This window comes from Ignavibacteriales bacterium, from assembly GCA_016709765.1.
GTDB lineage: Bacteria > Bacteroidota > Ignavibacteria > Ignavibacteriales > Ignavibacteriaceae > IGN3.
Genome location: JADJMD010000014.1, coordinates 319763 through 335411 on the forward strand (window position 1 = coordinate 319763; position 15649 = coordinate 335411).

The 15649-nt window shown below is 33.0% G+C and carries 17 protein-coding genes; 1 reads left to right on the forward strand and 16 read right to left on the reverse strand.

What is annotated here, in order from left to right:
• Nucleotides 1-4: 4 nt before the first annotated feature.
• The 14 genes from IPJ23_16970 to IPJ23_17035 all read right to left on the reverse strand — a co-directional run bounded on the left by IPJ23_16970 (nucleotide 5) and on the right by IPJ23_17035 (nucleotide 11070).
• Nucleotides 5-883 (reverse strand): HDOD domain-containing protein, encoded by an 879-nt coding sequence (locus IPJ23_16970; GenBank protein MBK7632361.1) that lies wholly within the window; start codon nucleotides 881-883, stop codon nucleotides 5-7.
• Complete coding sequence (locus tag IPJ23_16975; GenBank protein MBK7632362.1) at nucleotides 876-1511, reverse strand: sigma-70 family RNA polymerase sigma factor; 636 nt, start codon at nucleotides 1509-1511, stop codon at nucleotides 876-878. The genes IPJ23_16970 and IPJ23_16975 overlap by 8 nt, the downstream gene beginning before the upstream one ends.
• 6 nt (nucleotides 1512-1517) lie before the next feature.
• Entirely contained in the window at nucleotides 1518-1733 is a 216-nt protein-coding gene (locus IPJ23_16980; GenBank protein ID MBK7632363.1) for a hypothetical protein, read from the reverse strand.
• A gap of 74 nt (nucleotides 1734-1807) precedes the next feature.
• On the reverse strand, nucleotides 1808-2674 hold the full coding sequence (locus IPJ23_16985; protein ID MBK7632364.1) for a P-loop NTPase: 867 nt from the start codon (nucleotides 2672-2674) through the stop codon (nucleotides 1808-1810).
• The gene (flhF, locus tag IPJ23_16990) at nucleotides 2671-3831 is read right to left on the reverse strand and encodes a flagellar biosynthesis protein FlhF (protein ID MBK7632365.1); all 1161 of its coding nucleotides are present in this window, start codon (nucleotides 3829-3831) and stop codon (nucleotides 2671-2673) included. Before flhF ends, IPJ23_16985 begins: the two co-directional genes overlap by 4 nt.
• Entirely contained in the window at nucleotides 3821-5869 is a 2049-nt protein-coding gene (flhA, locus tag IPJ23_16995; GenBank protein MBK7632366.1) for a flagellar biosynthesis protein FlhA, read from the reverse strand. Before flhA ends, flhF begins: the two co-directional genes overlap by 11 nt.
• Before the next feature lie 6 nt (nucleotides 5870-5875).
• The gene (gene flhB, locus IPJ23_17000) at nucleotides 5876-6955 is read right to left on the reverse strand and encodes a flagellar biosynthesis protein FlhB (protein MBK7632367.1); all 1080 of its coding nucleotides are present in this window, start codon (nucleotides 6953-6955) and stop codon (nucleotides 5876-5878) included.
• Between the two features lies 1 nt (nucleotide 6956).
• A complete protein-coding gene (gene fliR, locus IPJ23_17005; GenBank protein ID MBK7632368.1) occupies nucleotides 6957-7727 on the reverse strand; it encodes a flagellar biosynthetic protein FliR in 771 nt (256 codons plus the stop codon).
• Between the two features lie 2 nt (nucleotides 7728-7729).
• The gene (locus tag IPJ23_17010; protein ID MBK7632369.1) at nucleotides 7730-7999 is read right to left on the reverse strand and encodes a flagellar biosynthetic protein FliQ; all 270 of its coding nucleotides are present in this window, start codon (nucleotides 7997-7999) and stop codon (nucleotides 7730-7732) included.
• Nucleotides 8000-8764 carry a flagellar type III secretion system pore protein FliP gene (fliP, locus tag IPJ23_17015; protein ID MBK7632370.1) on the reverse strand — a complete coding sequence of 255 codons (765 nt, stop codon included), beginning with the start codon at nucleotides 8762-8764 and terminating at the stop codon, nucleotides 8000-8002. It abuts the gene before it with no gap.
• Nucleotides 8761-9093, reverse strand: coding sequence for a flagellar biosynthetic protein FliO (locus IPJ23_17020; GenBank protein ID MBK7632371.1), 333 nt, complete (start codon nucleotides 9091-9093; stop codon nucleotides 8761-8763). The genes fliP and IPJ23_17020 overlap by 4 nt, the downstream gene beginning before the upstream one ends.
• Nucleotides 9094-9095: 2 nt before the next feature.
• A complete protein-coding gene (gene fliN / locus IPJ23_17025; protein ID MBK7632372.1) occupies nucleotides 9096-9503 on the reverse strand; it encodes a flagellar motor switch protein FliN in 408 nt (135 codons plus the stop codon).
• A gap of 12 nt (nucleotides 9504-9515) precedes the next feature.
• Entirely contained in the window at nucleotides 9516-10490 is a 975-nt protein-coding gene (gene fliM / locus IPJ23_17030; protein MBK7632373.1) for a flagellar motor switch protein FliM, read from the reverse strand.
• A gap of 13 nt (nucleotides 10491-10503) precedes the next feature.
• Nucleotides 10504-11070 (reverse strand): flagellar basal body-associated FliL family protein, encoded by a 567-nt coding sequence (locus IPJ23_17035; protein ID MBK7632374.1) that lies wholly within the window; start codon nucleotides 11068-11070, stop codon nucleotides 10504-10506.
• Between the two features lie 290 nt (nucleotides 11071-11360).
• On the opposite strand from IPJ23_17035, the gene IPJ23_17040 reads away from it, so the two are divergent.
• Entirely contained in the window at nucleotides 11361-13436 is a 2076-nt protein-coding gene (locus tag IPJ23_17040; protein MBK7632375.1) for a hypothetical protein, read from the forward strand.
• 101 nt (nucleotides 13437-13537) lie between these two features.
• Here IPJ23_17040 and IPJ23_17045 read toward each other — a convergent pair whose 3' ends face one another.
• Nucleotides 13538-15172 carry a flagellar hook-basal body complex protein gene (locus IPJ23_17045; GenBank protein MBK7632376.1) on the reverse strand — a complete coding sequence of 545 codons (1635 nt, stop codon included), beginning with the start codon at nucleotides 15170-15172 and terminating at the stop codon, nucleotides 13538-13540.
• A gap of 99 nt (nucleotides 15173-15271) precedes the next feature.
• Entirely contained in the window at nucleotides 15272-15646 is a 375-nt protein-coding gene (locus IPJ23_17050) for a flagellar protein (GenBank protein ID MBK7632377.1), read from the reverse strand.
• Nucleotides 15647-15649: the final 3 nt, after the last annotated feature.

Here is a 15649-nt window from a genome sequence, read left to right on the forward strand (position 1 = left end):
CTCGTTAGAATTTAATTGAATCAATCTGAACACGGAATAATTGTTCATAACTTTGAATAAAACTTTCTAAATAACTTTCATCACCAAGATTTAGGATATCTATTATTGCAAGATCAAGCTCATAATTTTCATCCCAGTTCAAATCACCCATTGTAAAACGCTGAGTCATATAATCCGCAAGATGAATTATTGCAGCCATTTCTCTTTCATTTTCTGCTTCGGAAGGTTTATGATGAAAAAGAATTGCATCACCCAGAGAACTTGGCAAATTCCATTTTTCTATTAAAAACTTTCCAATTTCTTCGTGTGAAATTCCTAAAACTTTTTGTTCAGCATTTGTATATCGCATTTGCTGATCATTAACTAAAGCGCAAATCTCTTTAAATCCCTCAAAGAAATATCTTTGAATAACCGAGATTCCAAGATCGTGAAGAAGACCGCAAGTAAATGCTTCTCCGGATTTTCTGTAGCCAAGATCATCAGCAATTCTTTTTGCTGCGCTTGCTGTGATAAGTGAGTGAAGCCAAAAAGCTCTGCGGTTCCAGTTTTTATCTTCTTTACTTTTAAAAGCTTCCATCATAGAAAGAGCAATTACAATATTTTTTATATGATCAAATCCTAAGATTACAATAGCGAATTCTATTGTAGAAACTCTGCGGGGTAACCCGTATAATGGCGAGTTTGCAACACTTAATATCTTTGCAACCATCGCCTGATCTTTACTTATAAGTTTTCCCAAATCCGATGCACCGGTTCTTGGGTTATCCAACATCTTAGAAACTTCTACCATTATGAATGGAACTGAAGGAAGATTTCTGATACCAGTTAGTAATCGCTTATTTCTTTCGCGAATAACTTCTGTATTTTCTAAATAATTAGTCATTTAAAACCAATAATTTTGATTTTAGATCTTTCATAATTCTTGAGTGTATTTGTGAAACTCTTGATACAGTAATTTTCATCAACTCAGCAATTTCTTTGTAGTTTAAATTTTCAAAGTAATACAAACTCAAAAGCAATCTGTCTCTTTCCTGCAGATCTTTTATTGCGCTCATTAAATATTCTTTCATCTCAGTTTTTTCAACAGTAGTTGCGGCTGATTCTGTATCATTGGCGATAACTTCGCCCAACGTGTAACCGTCTTCATCTTCAGGTGATCTGCTAAGTGATACGTTTGTATAGAATGATTCAATTGATGATTCGTTTGAATCATTTTTAAATTTGCTTTGAAGTTTTCTTAATTCATCAATTATTTTTCCGCGTATTCTCTGTATTGCATAAGTTTCAAACTTAGTTCCGTAATCAGGATCAAACCTGTCAATCGCTTCATTCAATCCTTCTATTCCATATTGAAAGTAATCTCTTTCATCAAGAATACTGTTAATTGCAAATTTGGAATGATGAATTACATAATGAACAAGGTTGACGTAATTAAGAATAATCTGTTTCTTTAAGATTGGCGATTGATTTTGTTTGAACTGCTGCCAGAGTTCTGCGTTATTCTTTTGCATTATTCTTTACTCACTTTTTTTTGAATCAACTGGTGAAAGAGTTTCATTTTTATTTATCATCTTAAAAACAGAAAGCACCACTACGCTTAACACGATTGTTAGTGAAATAAAAACTATAAAAGATTTCAGAACAACATCCTGAAGCGGCATTCCTCTTTGACTGAAAAAAATCAGTGAAAAGCAGAAGATTAATAAACCAAATTGTATTAGTACTTTATTCATTTTTTTTACCTTTGCTTAGGTTAGGCAAACCCTGTACCATTAACGTCGGCTAATTAAATGTAAATTTGTTGTGATTAGAAGCTGTTTTTGAAGCTTATTGATGAGTCTTTAATGTCGAGTTGGTTAATATTAAACACTTGATGAATTTTGCTAATCTTACTAACTGAAGTATTTATTGAGCTGATAACTTTGTTGGATTGGCTGATTTCTGCAAAAAGTTTTTGGTCAATTATTGATTTTCTAACTTCAGCCGATTCAGGAATTTCTGTTAAAAATTTTATTTTTGTTTTTAAAAAATGATCAACTGCAGCTTTTAAATTTTGAAATGCCTGTGCTCCGTCTGATTCTTCTCTACATCTATTTATAGCGATGTAAACTCCATCTTCAGTTTTATTATTTTTTAAAAGTTTAATAATCACATACGCATCCATCAATGCTGTTGGTTCAGGGTTTGTGATTATAATTTTTGTTTTTGCTTTTGACAGTACATGGAGATTTTCATCGCTTATTCCTGCGCCCAAATCAAAAACAATCAAATCATACTCAGATGAAATATTATTTATCTCCTTAAATAACCTGTTTATTTGGTTGAAAGAAGGTTTGTCTAAACTTAATGATCCGGCATCACCAAAAATTATATCTAAGTTTGAATTATATTTTGTAATGATTTCATTAAACACAGCGTTGGATTCAAAAAAAGCATTTAATGTTTTTTGTGGATTTGCATTTAGAAGTAAATGCAGATTGGATAAATTAAAATCCGCATCAATCAATAACACTCTGTACGATTTAGAATACTGATAAGAAAAGTTAGCGGCAAAAAATGATTTGCCTGTTCCACCTTTGCCAGAGGTAACAACGACTATTTTTTCAGAAATAGTATTTTCTTCTGAGCTAAATAATTTTTCAAGTTCGCGTATTCTATCAAGCTGTCCCGTCATGATCTAAGTTGACCAGTATAAATTAAATTAGCGATGTAATCTTTGTCAGCCGAGATAATATCATCCGGAATTGTTTGACCGTTAGTTAAAAACGCAATCGGGTTTCCGGTTTTTGTAGTGAGATTAATAATATTTCCGTGAACGACTGCTTCATCAATCTTACTCATAATAAACGCATTATAATCAAATATTTTAAACTTCTTAGCAATCTCAACTAAGTTTCTTGTTGAACTTGTTGCAGATAAAACAAGAAAGGTTTCATCAACTTTTACGGACGAAAGGAAATCAAGGTTAGATTTTAGCTGTGAATCGTTTTTATGATTTCTACCAACAGTATCAATAAAAACAATGTCCTTCTTTGAAAATTTTTTCATTAAGACAGGCATTTCACTTGGCTCATAAGCAACAAGAAAATCAGTATGACTAACATCCGCAAAACTTTTTAACTGATCTATGGCACCAAGCCTGTATGTATCAATAGATATTAACCCAACATCAAGTTTGTGGATAATTTTTGCAATCAAAGCAAGCTTTGCGATTGTTGTTGTTTTACCAACCCCTGTTGGACCAACAAGTGCAATAACTTTATTTTGCTTTTTAACATTTAAATCCAACGTTTTTGTTTGAATTAAAGAACCAAGGCAGGTTTGCACATAATTATCAAGGTTATCCTTTGATAAAAAATTCTTATACTTTTTAAGTTGTTCCATTATAGAAAGCACAACCGATTTTTGAACTTCTTTTTCAGAAAGATTTTTTATGATTTCCTTCATTTGATTATCTTTAACCGGTTTCACATCAACTGGGTTTGTATTCATACTAGCAATTTTATTTTCATCTTTTGGCTCTACTCCATAAACTTGGCTAATCTTTTGTTTTTGATTTTGATTCTGCTGATAAATTCTTGCAGTCATATTTTTCATTTCCTCTGCGAAAGAATTTGTTTGACTAAGATTTTGTTTTATAACCTTCGTTTTAGTTTCTTCTGCTATCTCAAATTTATCCGCACCAGCTGTGATTTCATATAATTTCAATCTGTTGTCGTTTTCATCAGCGACTACTTTAGTACCTAATATCAAGGCTTCAGAGCCTAATTCTAACTTCATTAATTCTGCGGCTTCTTTAAGCGATGTTGCTCTGTATTTTTTAATGTGCATTTGATATCTCCAGATTATCAATAAATTCTATTTCAATTTGTGATGGAAGTTCTGTGTAAGAAAGTACAGTTACATTTTGGAACGATGAATTAATCAATCTATAAAAATAAGGTCTTATTGTTGCCGAGGTTATAAAAACTGGTTTGTACCCAAGGGCATCAAACTTATCTACAATAATTTGCATTTTAGTTTTTAGTTCACTCAGCATTACAGGATTTAAACCTAATGTTTGAACTGCATCTTTTTGATTTTGAAATGAAGCCGTTATAAACGCTTCAAGTTTTTCACTAATTGCCGCAGCGTGAATAATTCCGTTTCCATCTTTGTAAAGATTTGCAATCGTATTGTTTAATGAATGTCGAACATATTCTGTAAGCACATCAATATTCTTTGTAACTTTTGAATAATCAATCAATGCTTCAATTATCTGCACAAGATCTTTTATTGGAATTAATTCTTTAAGTAAATTCTGTAATACTTTTTGTATTGTGCCAAGCGGCAATACATCAACGGAAATATCATCAATAACAGCAGGATAATCTTTTTTAAGGTTTTCAAGTAGTTGTTTTACTGCTTGCCTGCTTAATATTTTATCAAAATTGGTTTTTAATGTCTCCTGTAAATGTGTTGATAAAACTGAAATCGCATCAACAACAGTAAAGTTTAAAAGTTCAGCTCTGTCTTTTTCTTCACGAGTTACCCAGAAACTTTGTAATCCAAAAGCAGGGTCTTTTGTAGGTATTCCGTCCATCTGTTCTTCAACTCCGCCCGGATTCATTGCTAAAAATCTATCCGGATGGATTTCGAATGATGAAACAATATTTCCTTTAATTTTAATTATGTATTCATTCGGAGAAAGTTGTAAGTTATCTCTAACTCTAACTGGCGGAATTAGTACCCCAAACTCAAGCGCAATAAATTTTCTTGTTGTAGATATTTTATTAAATAGGTTCCCACCTTGGGATTCATCTACCAAACTTATTAAACCATAGCCAATTTCAATTTCAATGGGATCGACCTGCAAATATTGTTCAACAACTTCTTCACCTTTTTCATTGCTAATAATTTCTTCTTCAATAACTGTTGCCTGATTTGCATCACTTCTCTTTTTCATAAAAGATGTAACGCCTAAAACTGCACCAATAAACACAAACGGAATCGTTGGCATTCCTGGTAAGAAAGAAAATATTACTACAGTAGTTGCTACAATAGCAAGCACTCTTGGATTAGCAAGCAACTGAGTTTTGATTTGTAAATCCAATGCGGTGCCGGCTGCACTTCTTGTTACAACCATACCTGCTGCGGTAGAAATAAGTAGCGCAGGAATCTGGGAAACAAGTCCATCGCCAATTGTAAGAATTGTGTATTGCTGAAGCGCTTCCGTAATTGATAAATCTCTTTGCCCAATTCCAATAACAAATCCAGCAACGATATTAATTACATTAATAATCAATCCTGCAATTGCATCTCCTTTAACAAATTTTCCTGCTCCATCCATAGCACCATAAAATTCTGCTTCACGGGAAATATTATCACGACGTTTTCTTGCATCAGCTTCAGTGATTAATCCTGTATTTAAATCAGCATCAATAGCCATTTGTTTACCTGGCATTGCATCAAGTGTAAATCTTGCTGCAACTTCAGAAATACGTCCGGATCCTTTTACAATAACCATAAACTGCACGATAAGTAGAATGATGAACACAATAAATCCAACAACATAATTACCGCTAACCACAAACTGTCCAAATGTTTCAATAACTTTTCCGGCATAACCATCAATAAGGATTAGCCTTGTAGAACTTATGTTTAATGATAATCTAAAAAGAGTAGAGATTAAGAGTAAACCGGGGAAAATTGAAATATCTAAAGGTGATTGAATGAAAAGAGATACAACAAATATTAATATTGAAACTGTAATGCTTAATGCAAGAAAAAAATCTAAAAATCCTGCTGGCAATGGAATTAACATTAATCCCAGCATAAAAATCAAAGCAAAAGCTAAAAGGATATCTGTATTTCGACCAAACATTTTCATCACAGTCTACACAATACTTTTCTTTTTAGATTTTTTAAGATTGAAAACATAAGCCAGTACTTGTGCCACAGCTTTAAATAATGACGCAGGAATTTTATCTCCAACCTCACACATTTTATAAAGTGCGCGTGCAAGTTCCCTGTTTTCTTGAATAGGTATGTTATGCTGTTTTGCAACTTCTTTTATTTTTAACGCAAGATTATCAACACCCTTTGCAATAACTTGAGGTGCGGCATCTTTTTGCATATCATATTTAATTGCAACCGCGTAATGAGTTGGGTTTGTAATTACAACATCCGCCTTTGGCAAATCTTGCATCATCCTTCGTTTGGAGGCTTCCATCATTAATTTTTTAATTCTGGATTTTACCTGAGGATCACCTTCAGTCTGTTTCCATTCTTCTTTTACTTCTTCTTTAGTCATCATCATATCTTTATTGAACTTATATTTTTCCCATACAAAATCTGCGGCAGCAATTGCTAGATATACAAGTCCAATTTTCCAGATTAAAGCAAAAGCAGAATCAAGCATAAAAACTAAAATTTCATTTATGCTAAATGATTCTAATTCAGTTGATGATGCGATAAGATCATCAAGCACGAAGTAAGTGAATAATCCCACTAAAATCAATTTAAATAAAGATTTTAAAAGTTCGGCAAATGATTTAGTTGATATTAAATTTTTAATTCCTTTAAAAACATTTAGTTTATCAAACTTTAAAGACATTGCTTCCGGGCTTAGTTTTATTCCTACTTGCCCTATGTTGGATGCAAATACCATGATTATAAGGCCAATCATCACAGGAGCTAAAGTTATAGCAAAAAAAACTGACCAATCCATCATAAAGCTACTGATCATAGAAAGGCGATTTGGAAAAGTATCTAAGGAGTTAAATATTGAGATAGCAAAGTCACTAATTCTACTTCCAATAAAATTTTGGAAGACATAAAGCATAATAAATCCGGTTCCAAAAACAGCGACTGAATTTACCTCACGGCTTCTTGCAACCTGACCTTTGTTACGCGCATCGTCTAATTTTTTCCCGGTCGGTTGTTCGGTTTTTTCTTTGCCGTCTTGTTCTGCCATTCTAAATACCCATTGCTTCTATAAGAGTGTAAAGTTTGCTTTCATAATCCTGCAAAAGATTTTTTATTACATAAAGATATAATGGCGTTGTTGAGGCAAGCATTAAAAGTCCTATACCAATTTTTAACGGTTGCGTTACAAAGAAAACTTGCATCTGTGGAATGATTCTGGAAACGATACCTTCTGCAATATGAATAAGAAAAAAAGAAACCATTATTGGCGAAGCAATCTTAACAGCAATTACAAATATTGAAGAAGCGTAAATAACAATTAAATCATACACCGGTTTTGTTAATGTAAATTTACCAAGTGGTATAACGGAAAAAGAAAACTTGAGTGAACTTATTATGTAGTGATGCCCGTTAATTATAAAAAATATCATCAACGCACCGTAATAGAGAAATTCACCAATTATATTATTGCTTGCATCAGCACTTGGATTAAAAACTTCTGCCATAGTTAATCCCATATCAAATCCAACCAATGTTCCCGCGTATGAAACGCCCCAGAAAACAAACTGAAGCATAAACCCAATAATCAATCCTGTTATTGCCTCTTTGATTGATAGAATAATAATCATATATCCTGTTGGAACTGTAGTGATTACGTTTCTATCAATGGTTAAAAAAACTATGTATGCCAAAACCACTGAAAGAAATAATTTTGGAAGTGTTGGAACTACTTTGCTGCCGAAAATTGGAGATGTAATTAGTGCAGTAGAAATCCTTATGAAAATTAGAATAACTATTATAAAATCTACTATACCAAACATCTTCATCTTACCAGTGTGATAAACATTGTAAAATATTTTTCAGTAAACGTTACCAGCGTGTCTATTATCCATGGTAAAAGAATAACAATTGTTAGAACAGTAAAAAATATTTTTGGTACGAAAGTTAAGGTCATTTCTTGTATTGATGTGGCGGCTTGAAATATCGAGACTACAATTCCAACAAACATTGCAACCGCTAGAATTGGAAGTAGAATTAAAAACGCGGTACTAAATGCGTCTTTCAAAATTTCAACAAGTAGTTCTTCTGTCATTTAAGCAAAACTCCTTACAACAGAACCGATTATTAGATTCCATCCATCAACAAGAATAAAAAGCAATATTTTAAATGGAAGTGAAACAAGCATCGGCGGAAGCATCATCATACCCATAGACATTAGAATACTTGAGATGATCATATCAACCATTAGAAACGGAATGAACAAAAAGAATCCTATTATAAATCCAGTTCGTAATTCGCTTATAACAAAAGCAGGGATTACAATATAAGTTGGAAGTTCATTTCGATTCTTGGGTCTTGTCATATTAGCTAGTGAAATAAAAAGTCCAAGATCTTCATCTCTTACATTTCTAAACATAAATTCTCTTATTGGCTCAATACCTTTATTATAGGCTTCCTCAGTTGTTATCTTTTCATCCATCAAAGGTTTAAGTGCTTCTTCGTTAACTTTATTCCAGGTTGGCGCCATCACAAAAAAAGTAATAAAAAGTGCAACACCGGCTAATAGCTGTCCTGGTGGCATTTGCTGGGTACCGAGTGCACTTTTTAAAAAATGGAAAACAATGATTATTCTTAAATATGCAGTTGTCATAATCATTATAGATGGCGCCAACGCAAGAATGGTCATCAACAACAAAATTTGTAGTGTTACAGAAACATCCTGCGGATTGTCAGAACTTCCAACCTGAACATCAAGTTTAGGTAAGGGAAAGGATAGGCTTTGTGTTTGTTGCGCAAATGAGTTCGCAGCAAATAAAAAAATAAATGTTAAAACTATATAAAGGTTTTTGTTTTTCATCTGGGAAGAAATTTTTTAAAAACATCTGCAAAGTTTTGCGAGGGCAGATTTGCTGAATCGTTTATAATATCTGTTTCATCAGCATCAATTTCTTTTAATAAAGAAATATTGTTTTCGCTAACACCGAGAATTAATAATTTATCTTTTACTTTTACAACCGATAAGAATTTTTTTGGCATTATCATCTGGTTGTTGATAACCTTTATATCAAGTAAAGTATTCCCACCGCGTTTAAATGAATATCGTTTGACAAATACAAGTAGTCCGTAAAGCATTCCACAGATAAGCAGCAGCGGAAAAATTAGTTTTACTATTTCAAAGAATGACATAATCAGATTGCCTTTAGGCGATTTGAAACATCAACAAGATTTACTATTCTGATTCCGAAGTGCTTATCTATAACCACAACTTCGCCTTCAGCAATTTTCTTGTTGTTAACAAAAATATCCACCGGTTCACTTGCTAATTTATCAAGCTCAATTACATAACCGCGTTCTAGTTCAAGTATTTCTTTAATTTGCATTTGAGTTCTACCGAGCTCAATGTAAATACTTAATTGCAAGTCTTTCAGAAAGCTTAACTTTTCCATCGAGTCATTTCCACTGAATCTTGATTCTTCAAACTCTGGTAGCTCTGCTTCATTTATGGATTTTACTTTTCCGTTACCGTTTCTACCGTCTTTATTTGAGCTTTCATAATCTTTCAACGATTCTTCCCCTTGTTTTAATACTTCTTCCATCGCAGACTTTCCTTAGTATGAATTATTGTTTAATAAATTTTTTGTAATCTTAATTGCTTTATGATTGTTTGAAATTCCGGGATGACCATAAAACAAAACTTTGTTGTAAACTCTTACAATGTGCTCATCTTGTATCTTGTTATCCAAAACTATCACATCACCTTTTTTAAGGTCAGAAAAATCTTTAATTGAAATTGATGATTTCCCCAGTTCGACAGTTAGCGGCACATAGGTATGATTTAAATGTTTACTTAATATATCTTTAGTTGTTTTGCCTTGGTTTTTATTCGGTCTAGATGAAGATAGTTTTTGTGAAGACATTTTTGCAAGAATAGAATCAAATGCAAATGTTGCAAAACATAAGTTCATCAGATATGTTTCTTCACCAAAAGAAAATTCAAACGAGATCAGCAGTACTGATTCGTTTGGGGAGGTAAGCTGAACAAAATCAATATCCGGCTCAAAGTGATCCACCACGAAATCCATATTATCTATTATCTGCCAGGTTTTTTTTAGATCATGCATAACCTTTTCAACTATTGAACTTAAAACTTTTTGCTCAATTAGTGTAATGTTGTTGCTTTGTTTTTTACTGGAACCATTACCGCCAAGCAGCCTATCCACAAGGGTTAACGCAAGATCGGCATTAAGTTCTAATATTCCTTTTATGTCTGTGTTTTTTATCTGGAAAGTATAAAGACAAGCAGGATTGGGAACAGAAAGCACATACTCTGAATAATAAATCTGATCAATTGTATTAACTTTTATATTTACAACTGTCTGAAGTTTTGTAACAAGAAAAGAACTTAAGCTTTCTGCAAAGTTTTCGTGGATGTTTCTTATTGTACGCAGTTGAGTTTTAGAAATTCTGTTTGGCAATCTAAAATCATAAGGAATTACTTCATCCTCAACTTGCACTTGCGGAACAGATTCTCCCCCGCTTTGTAACAGCGCATCTATTTCTGATTGTGATAATACTTCTGACATAATTTTAGATTGATTACTGAATAATAAATTTGCTGAAATAAATATTATTTACTTTTGATCCGGGCATCTGAACAGCAAGATTTTTTAGAATCTCTGTTTTTAAAGTATCCCTGTAAGTTGAACTGCCAAGCTGAGTTGTATTTTTACTTGATAGGACACTTATGATTGCGTCTTTAACAATGACTTGTTTTTCTTCCAATGTTTTTTTGGCTTCTTCAGTTTCAACCGAAAGACCAAGACTTGCCAGCAGAAGCATTTTGCCATTTGTTTGTGCGGGGTTTACAATCATATCATCAACAGAAAAAATTAAACCACCTGTGTTACCTTCAGCATTTTTATTTTCTGCCTCACCTGAGTGACCATTGTTGGATTCTTCTTTTGTTTCTCCTGTTTTGTCTGCTTCTTTTTGAGCAATTGTATGACCTCCTGTTAAAAGAACATTTGCAGTTATAAAGTAAACCGCTACCAATTGCACAATAAAGATGGGTAATCCAATCATTAAAATTTTTGGATTGAACATAGACGATTTAGTTTTCGCCTGAATGATTTCCGGGGGTGTATTTGTATTTTCTTCTGCCATAATGGTAAGTCAGTTGCAACCGATATGCCATTAAAGATTTGGGTGGAAATTGAGAAAAGAAGCAAATAAGAAAAGATTTTGTGGTTAATATTATGCAGATGGGTAAAAAGGATTAAATTGTAGGACGATTAAAGTCCTAGCAAAAAGTATAATGAAAATTCATAGATGCTGATACCCAGCCTGGCTTTACCCATTAAAAAAATAACATAAAAATACATTGATTATAAATGAACGTTTACTACATTAATACCAGCTTATAAATTGTTTTTCTTATAATCTAAGGGGATTTTATGAAATCAATAGTTTTATTTGCAATTGCTCTTATCGCCTTAATTACTTTAAGTTCTTGTGAATACAATCCCGTCGAACCTTACGATTTAACACCCAAGGTGTCAATTGTACGTCCCATTAATAACTCTTCAGTGTCTGATTCTATTACGGTTCAAATTCTTGTTAATAATATTGATGCAAAACGAGTTGAGCTATTCTTTGATCATTATGTAATAGATAATGCTGTTTTTCAAAAACCTCCTTATGAATATTTTATTGATTGTAGATGGTATGAGGAAGGAAGCCAGCATATTCTACAAGCAAAGGCTTATAATCAATCCGGTAAAGTTATTGAATCGGATTACACTATTTTTAATATTTATAGGTTTATGCCGAGTAGTCTGAATGCACTTTTAACTTCCGATACAACTATTTCTCTTAGCTGGTCAGACAATTGCAAATTTGAAACAGGATTTGAACTTGAACAAGCGATAGATGATTCTAATTTTATTAAGATTGCTTTACTTGATTCAAATGTTACAACTTACACTATCCATGGAAATTTTGAAACGGAAAAAAAATATTTCTTTCGGGTTAGAGCTTTAACTGAAAATCAATTTAGTGGTTACTCTAATATCACCCAAGCCTCTATACAATTATTTACTCCCGTTAATCTACGCGCTTCTTCAATTACTGATACCTCTATAGTTTTAAATTGGGATGACAATAATACTTTTGAAAAGGGATATGCTATTTCCGAATTTTCAAATGGAACGTATAATGTTATAAGAATACTACCTGCCGGAACTAACTCTTTTATTTATTATAAACAGTTTTATATTTATAATCAATATAAGTTTGCAATTCACGCTATAAGGGACAATTATTTCTCTGATAAAGGATATTTTCAACCAGTTCTAATTTCATTCCTCCCACCAACTGAACTGACTTTCGAACACAATTCCCAATCGTCAGTAAAATTAAAATGGAATTATAATACTACTTTTGAAAAAGGTTTTATCATTTATCGTACGGACGATCAGAATGTTTTTTCAGAAATCGGAAGAGTGGGTAAGAACTTTATTGAGTATGTTAGCAGTAACTTGGACACTAGTAAATCTTATCTGTATAAAGTATCTGCATATACAGATGGTAATACTTCGGGTTCGACAAATGTCATCAAAGTATTTTTTGGGAAAACCATTTCATTAAATAAAAAAATTCAAGTCCCTTATGGAATTTCTGAAGCTGTTGTAAGTAATGATTTTTCAATTGCGGCTTTTGGTGGATATATTTCTAACGGGGTTTGTATTAGAATAATAAAAGTATCTGATGGAAGTATTATTAGAACTTTTTTAGGTGACAGTACTGATCAGATATTTGAACGGCTTACAATAAGTCCAGATAATAGGTTCGTGGCAGGCATTGGTAATTATCATACTTTATTGGTTTTTGATATCTCAACTGGTCTTTTAGTTAAAAAATTAGATCTTATTACTTCTCCAAATTATATTAAATATAGTAGTGATGGTAAATTTTTAATTATGGAAAGAAATAACAAATTAAGATTCTACAATACTACAACCTGGTCATGGGAAGATCGTATGATTTTCAATGACGACTCATATTGCTTGACGATTGATAATATCGATCAATATGTTGCAGCAGGATTTTATAATTCTGATGCTAAGATATATAACTATCAGACCGGTGCTTATGTGCATGATATTTCAGAATCTTTCAGAACATTTGCTCTCAAATATAATCTTAATAATAAGAAACTATTCTTTTCAGCATATGGTTCTCTAAAAATCTTAGATATTAATTCTAACACTATCACTAGACAACTAGACAACATAGGGGCTGTAAATAATTTTGATGTTACAGATGATGAAGATTTAGTAGTCTTTACCGGCGGTGACGGAATCTCTTTCTGGAATACGCAAAAAAATAAACATTATAGAGTACCTTTTGACAACGATACATTTCGTGAAGTTTATATAAGCCCTGATAATAATACATTGTTTGCAAGAGAATTTTTTAAAAGTTATGTTTTATGTGATTTAGAATATAAATGGCTATTGGATACTAACTAGTAACAAACTGAGTTAGAAAATATTATGGATATAATTTTAAATCCTTTAACAAAAAAAGGGAGCTTATTAAGCTCCCTTTATTAACTACTATTTAAGAAATATTATCTAACTAAGTTTGTTATTTCCTGAAGTAATGTATCTGATACAGTTACAATTCTTGCACTTGATTGGAATCCACGTTGTGCTACAATCATTCTGGTAAACTCTTCTGATAAGTCCACATTAGATTGTTCAAGAGCGCCTGATTGAATTGTTGTTCCAGTTGATTCCCCTGGTGCACCAATTAACGGATCACCTGTGTTTGCAGAAACCGTAAACATGTTGTCACCAACACTAATCATTCCGTTTAAATTCGGAAACGTTGCAACCAAGATCTGTGCAAGTTGTCTTGATTGACCATTAGAGAACACTCCAACTATGTATCCGTATTGATCAATATTTATATTTGATAATGAAGCAGCTGAAGATCCGTTTTGTGTTAGTGCAGAGACAACTGAACTTGAAGAAGTTTGTGTTACACCTGTGAAATTATCACCTAGACTAAGGACGATATTCTGTGAACTTGCACCACCTGTTGGTGTAAAAGTAACAACTGGTGGGTTTGGAGATATTGCGTTGATTGAACCATCAGGATTAAATGAAATTGTTCCTGTATTTCCTGACAATGTACCATCAGCAGAAGGAACACTCGAACTCCAGTTCCAGTTATTATTAGATGTTTTTGTAAACTTTAATGTTAAAGTATGTGCAGAACCCAATGAGTCAAATATTGTTACAGACCCTGTTACAATAGTTGGATCACGATTATCATCAACATTAGATGCTAATGAATTTGAATTTGCTGTTTGTGTAACGGCAACAGGGTCATACGAAAAATTAATTCCTAATGTTGCATTCGTAATGCCTATTGGTGTGGGGGCACCACCATTCATTGTAAGCATGTCACCTGTAGCTGGATCAAAAACTACCACAGCTGTTGTTGGCGCAACAACTGCAGCACCGGAAGAATTTAACAATTGATATGTCATATCATATGTATCGGCAGCAGTTTTTGTATATGTAACTTCAAATGTATAAGCGTTACCATTTTCATCATAAATTGTATTCTGATCTGTGACGGAATCGCCAACCAATAAAGCAGAGTTAATATTACCAGTTTGTAAGTATTCTTCAGATCCTGTAAGACTTGACGAACTATCTAAATTGCCCCCCCAGGAAATATCTGTGGTTGCAACTGCTGGTAATCTTAAATTAGAATCGATTATAATATCTTCAAGATAGTTTCCGGGAGGTACACTTCCTTCGGTATTTGCAACTTTACCCTGTACAATGGCACCATTAGATGAGTTTACTAATCTGCCTTCTGCATCAAAAATAAATGCACCGGCTCTGGAATAAAATCTTTCGCCGTTATTATCCAGAACAAATAGTCCTTTACCTTGCAGTGCTAGATCTGTGGTTGTGCCTGTTCCTTCGAATGTACCTTGAGTCCAGTTACGATCAATTGAATTCATTTTCATTCCAAGGCCGATCTGGAATGTATTAGTTCCACCACCGGTTTCTGTTGGGTTAGAACCATAGCGGACAACTTTGTTAAAAGTATCACTAAAAGTAATTCGTGATCCTTTATAACCAATTGTATTTACGTTAGCAATATTGTTGCTAATTACGTCCATCATTGCTTGATGGTTGCGAAGACCGGAAACACCGGAGAAAAGAGAATTTATAAGAGACATTTTAACCTCCTAAGGTTTTTAGTTCTAATCGTTCAACTTCAGTCAGTCAGTTGAACTGGGCGTCCTTAAAAGGTCCCGCCCGTAGTTAATTAATATTTTTTAAGTTGCAAAAACTACGCTGTCGATATTTGTAAAAACATTTTCCTTACTATCTGCAATCGACATAGCAGTAATAACTGTTTTATTTGGAATGTTTACAATAAACGCTGTTGCGTTCATCATTACAAGTGAATCTTTTGATCCTTTCAATTCTGCTCTTTCAACAGCAGTATTGATTTTTAACATTTCTTCATCACTTAGTTCAATATTTCTTTCTTCCAATCTTTTAAGAGCATGCGACGAGAATTTTACTTTCTCCAGCTCTTTCTGAAAGATTGATTCAAAACTATCACCTGGACTTTTTATCCTGGGATTGCTTCCGTTGTAATCACCAATGGGAACAAACGGAACGCTTATTCCATTAATTTCCGGCATTTG

Coding starts and splice junctions, on each gene's coding strand:
- IPJ23_16970 (MBK7632361.1), bottom strand. CDS start 883: ATGACTAATTATTTAGAAAATACAGAAGTTATTCGCGAAAGAAATAAG.
- IPJ23_16975 (MBK7632362.1), bottom strand. CDS start 1,511: ATGCAAAAGAATAACGCAGAACTCTGGCAGCAGTTCAAACAAAATCAA.
- IPJ23_16980 (MBK7632363.1), bottom strand. CDS start 1,733: ATGAATAAAGTACTAATACAATTTGGTTTATTAATCTTCTGCTTTTCA.
- IPJ23_16985 (MBK7632364.1), bottom strand. CDS start 2,674: ATGACGGGACAGCTTGATAGAATACGCGAACTTGAAAAATTATTTAGC.
- flhF (MBK7632365.1), bottom strand. CDS start 3,831: ATGCACATTAAAAAATACAGAGCAACATCGCTTAAAGAAGCCGCAGAA.
- flhA (MBK7632366.1), bottom strand. CDS start 5,869: ATGAAAATGTTTGGTCGAAATACAGATATCCTTTTAGCTTTTGCTTTG.
- flhB (MBK7632367.1), bottom strand. CDS start 6,955: ATGGCAGAACAAGACGGCAAAGAAAAAACCGAACAACCGACCGGGAAA.
- fliR (MBK7632368.1), bottom strand. CDS start 7,727: ATGTTTGGTATAGTAGATTTTATAATAGTTATTCTAATTTTCATAAGG.
- IPJ23_17010 (MBK7632369.1), bottom strand. CDS start 7,999: ATGACAGAAGAACTACTTGTTGAAATTTTGAAAGACGCATTTAGTACC.
- fliP (MBK7632370.1), bottom strand. CDS start 8,764: ATGAAAAACAAAAACCTTTATATAGTTTTAACATTTATTTTTTTATTT.
- IPJ23_17020 (MBK7632371.1), bottom strand. CDS start 9,093: ATGTCATTCTTTGAAATAGTAAAACTAATTTTTCCGCTGCTGCTTATC.
- fliN (MBK7632372.1), bottom strand. CDS start 9,503: ATGGAAGAAGTATTAAAACAAGGGGAAGAATCGTTGAAAGATTATGAA.
- fliM (MBK7632373.1), bottom strand. CDS start 10,490: ATGTCAGAAGTATTATCACAATCAGAAATAGATGCGCTGTTACAAAGC.
- IPJ23_17035 (MBK7632374.1), bottom strand. CDS start 11,070: ATGGCAGAAGAAAATACAAATACACCCCCGGAAATCATTCAGGCGAAA.
- IPJ23_17040 (MBK7632375.1), top strand. CDS start 11,361: ATGAAATCAATAGTTTTATTTGCAATTGCTCTTATCGCCTTAATTACT.
- IPJ23_17045 (MBK7632376.1), bottom strand. CDS start 15,172: ATGTCTCTTATAAATTCTCTTTTCTCCGGTGTTTCCGGTCTTCGCAAC.
- IPJ23_17050 (MBK7632377.1), bottom strand. CDS start 15,646: ATGCCGGAAATTAATGGAATAAGCGTTCCGTTTGTTCCCATTGGTGAT.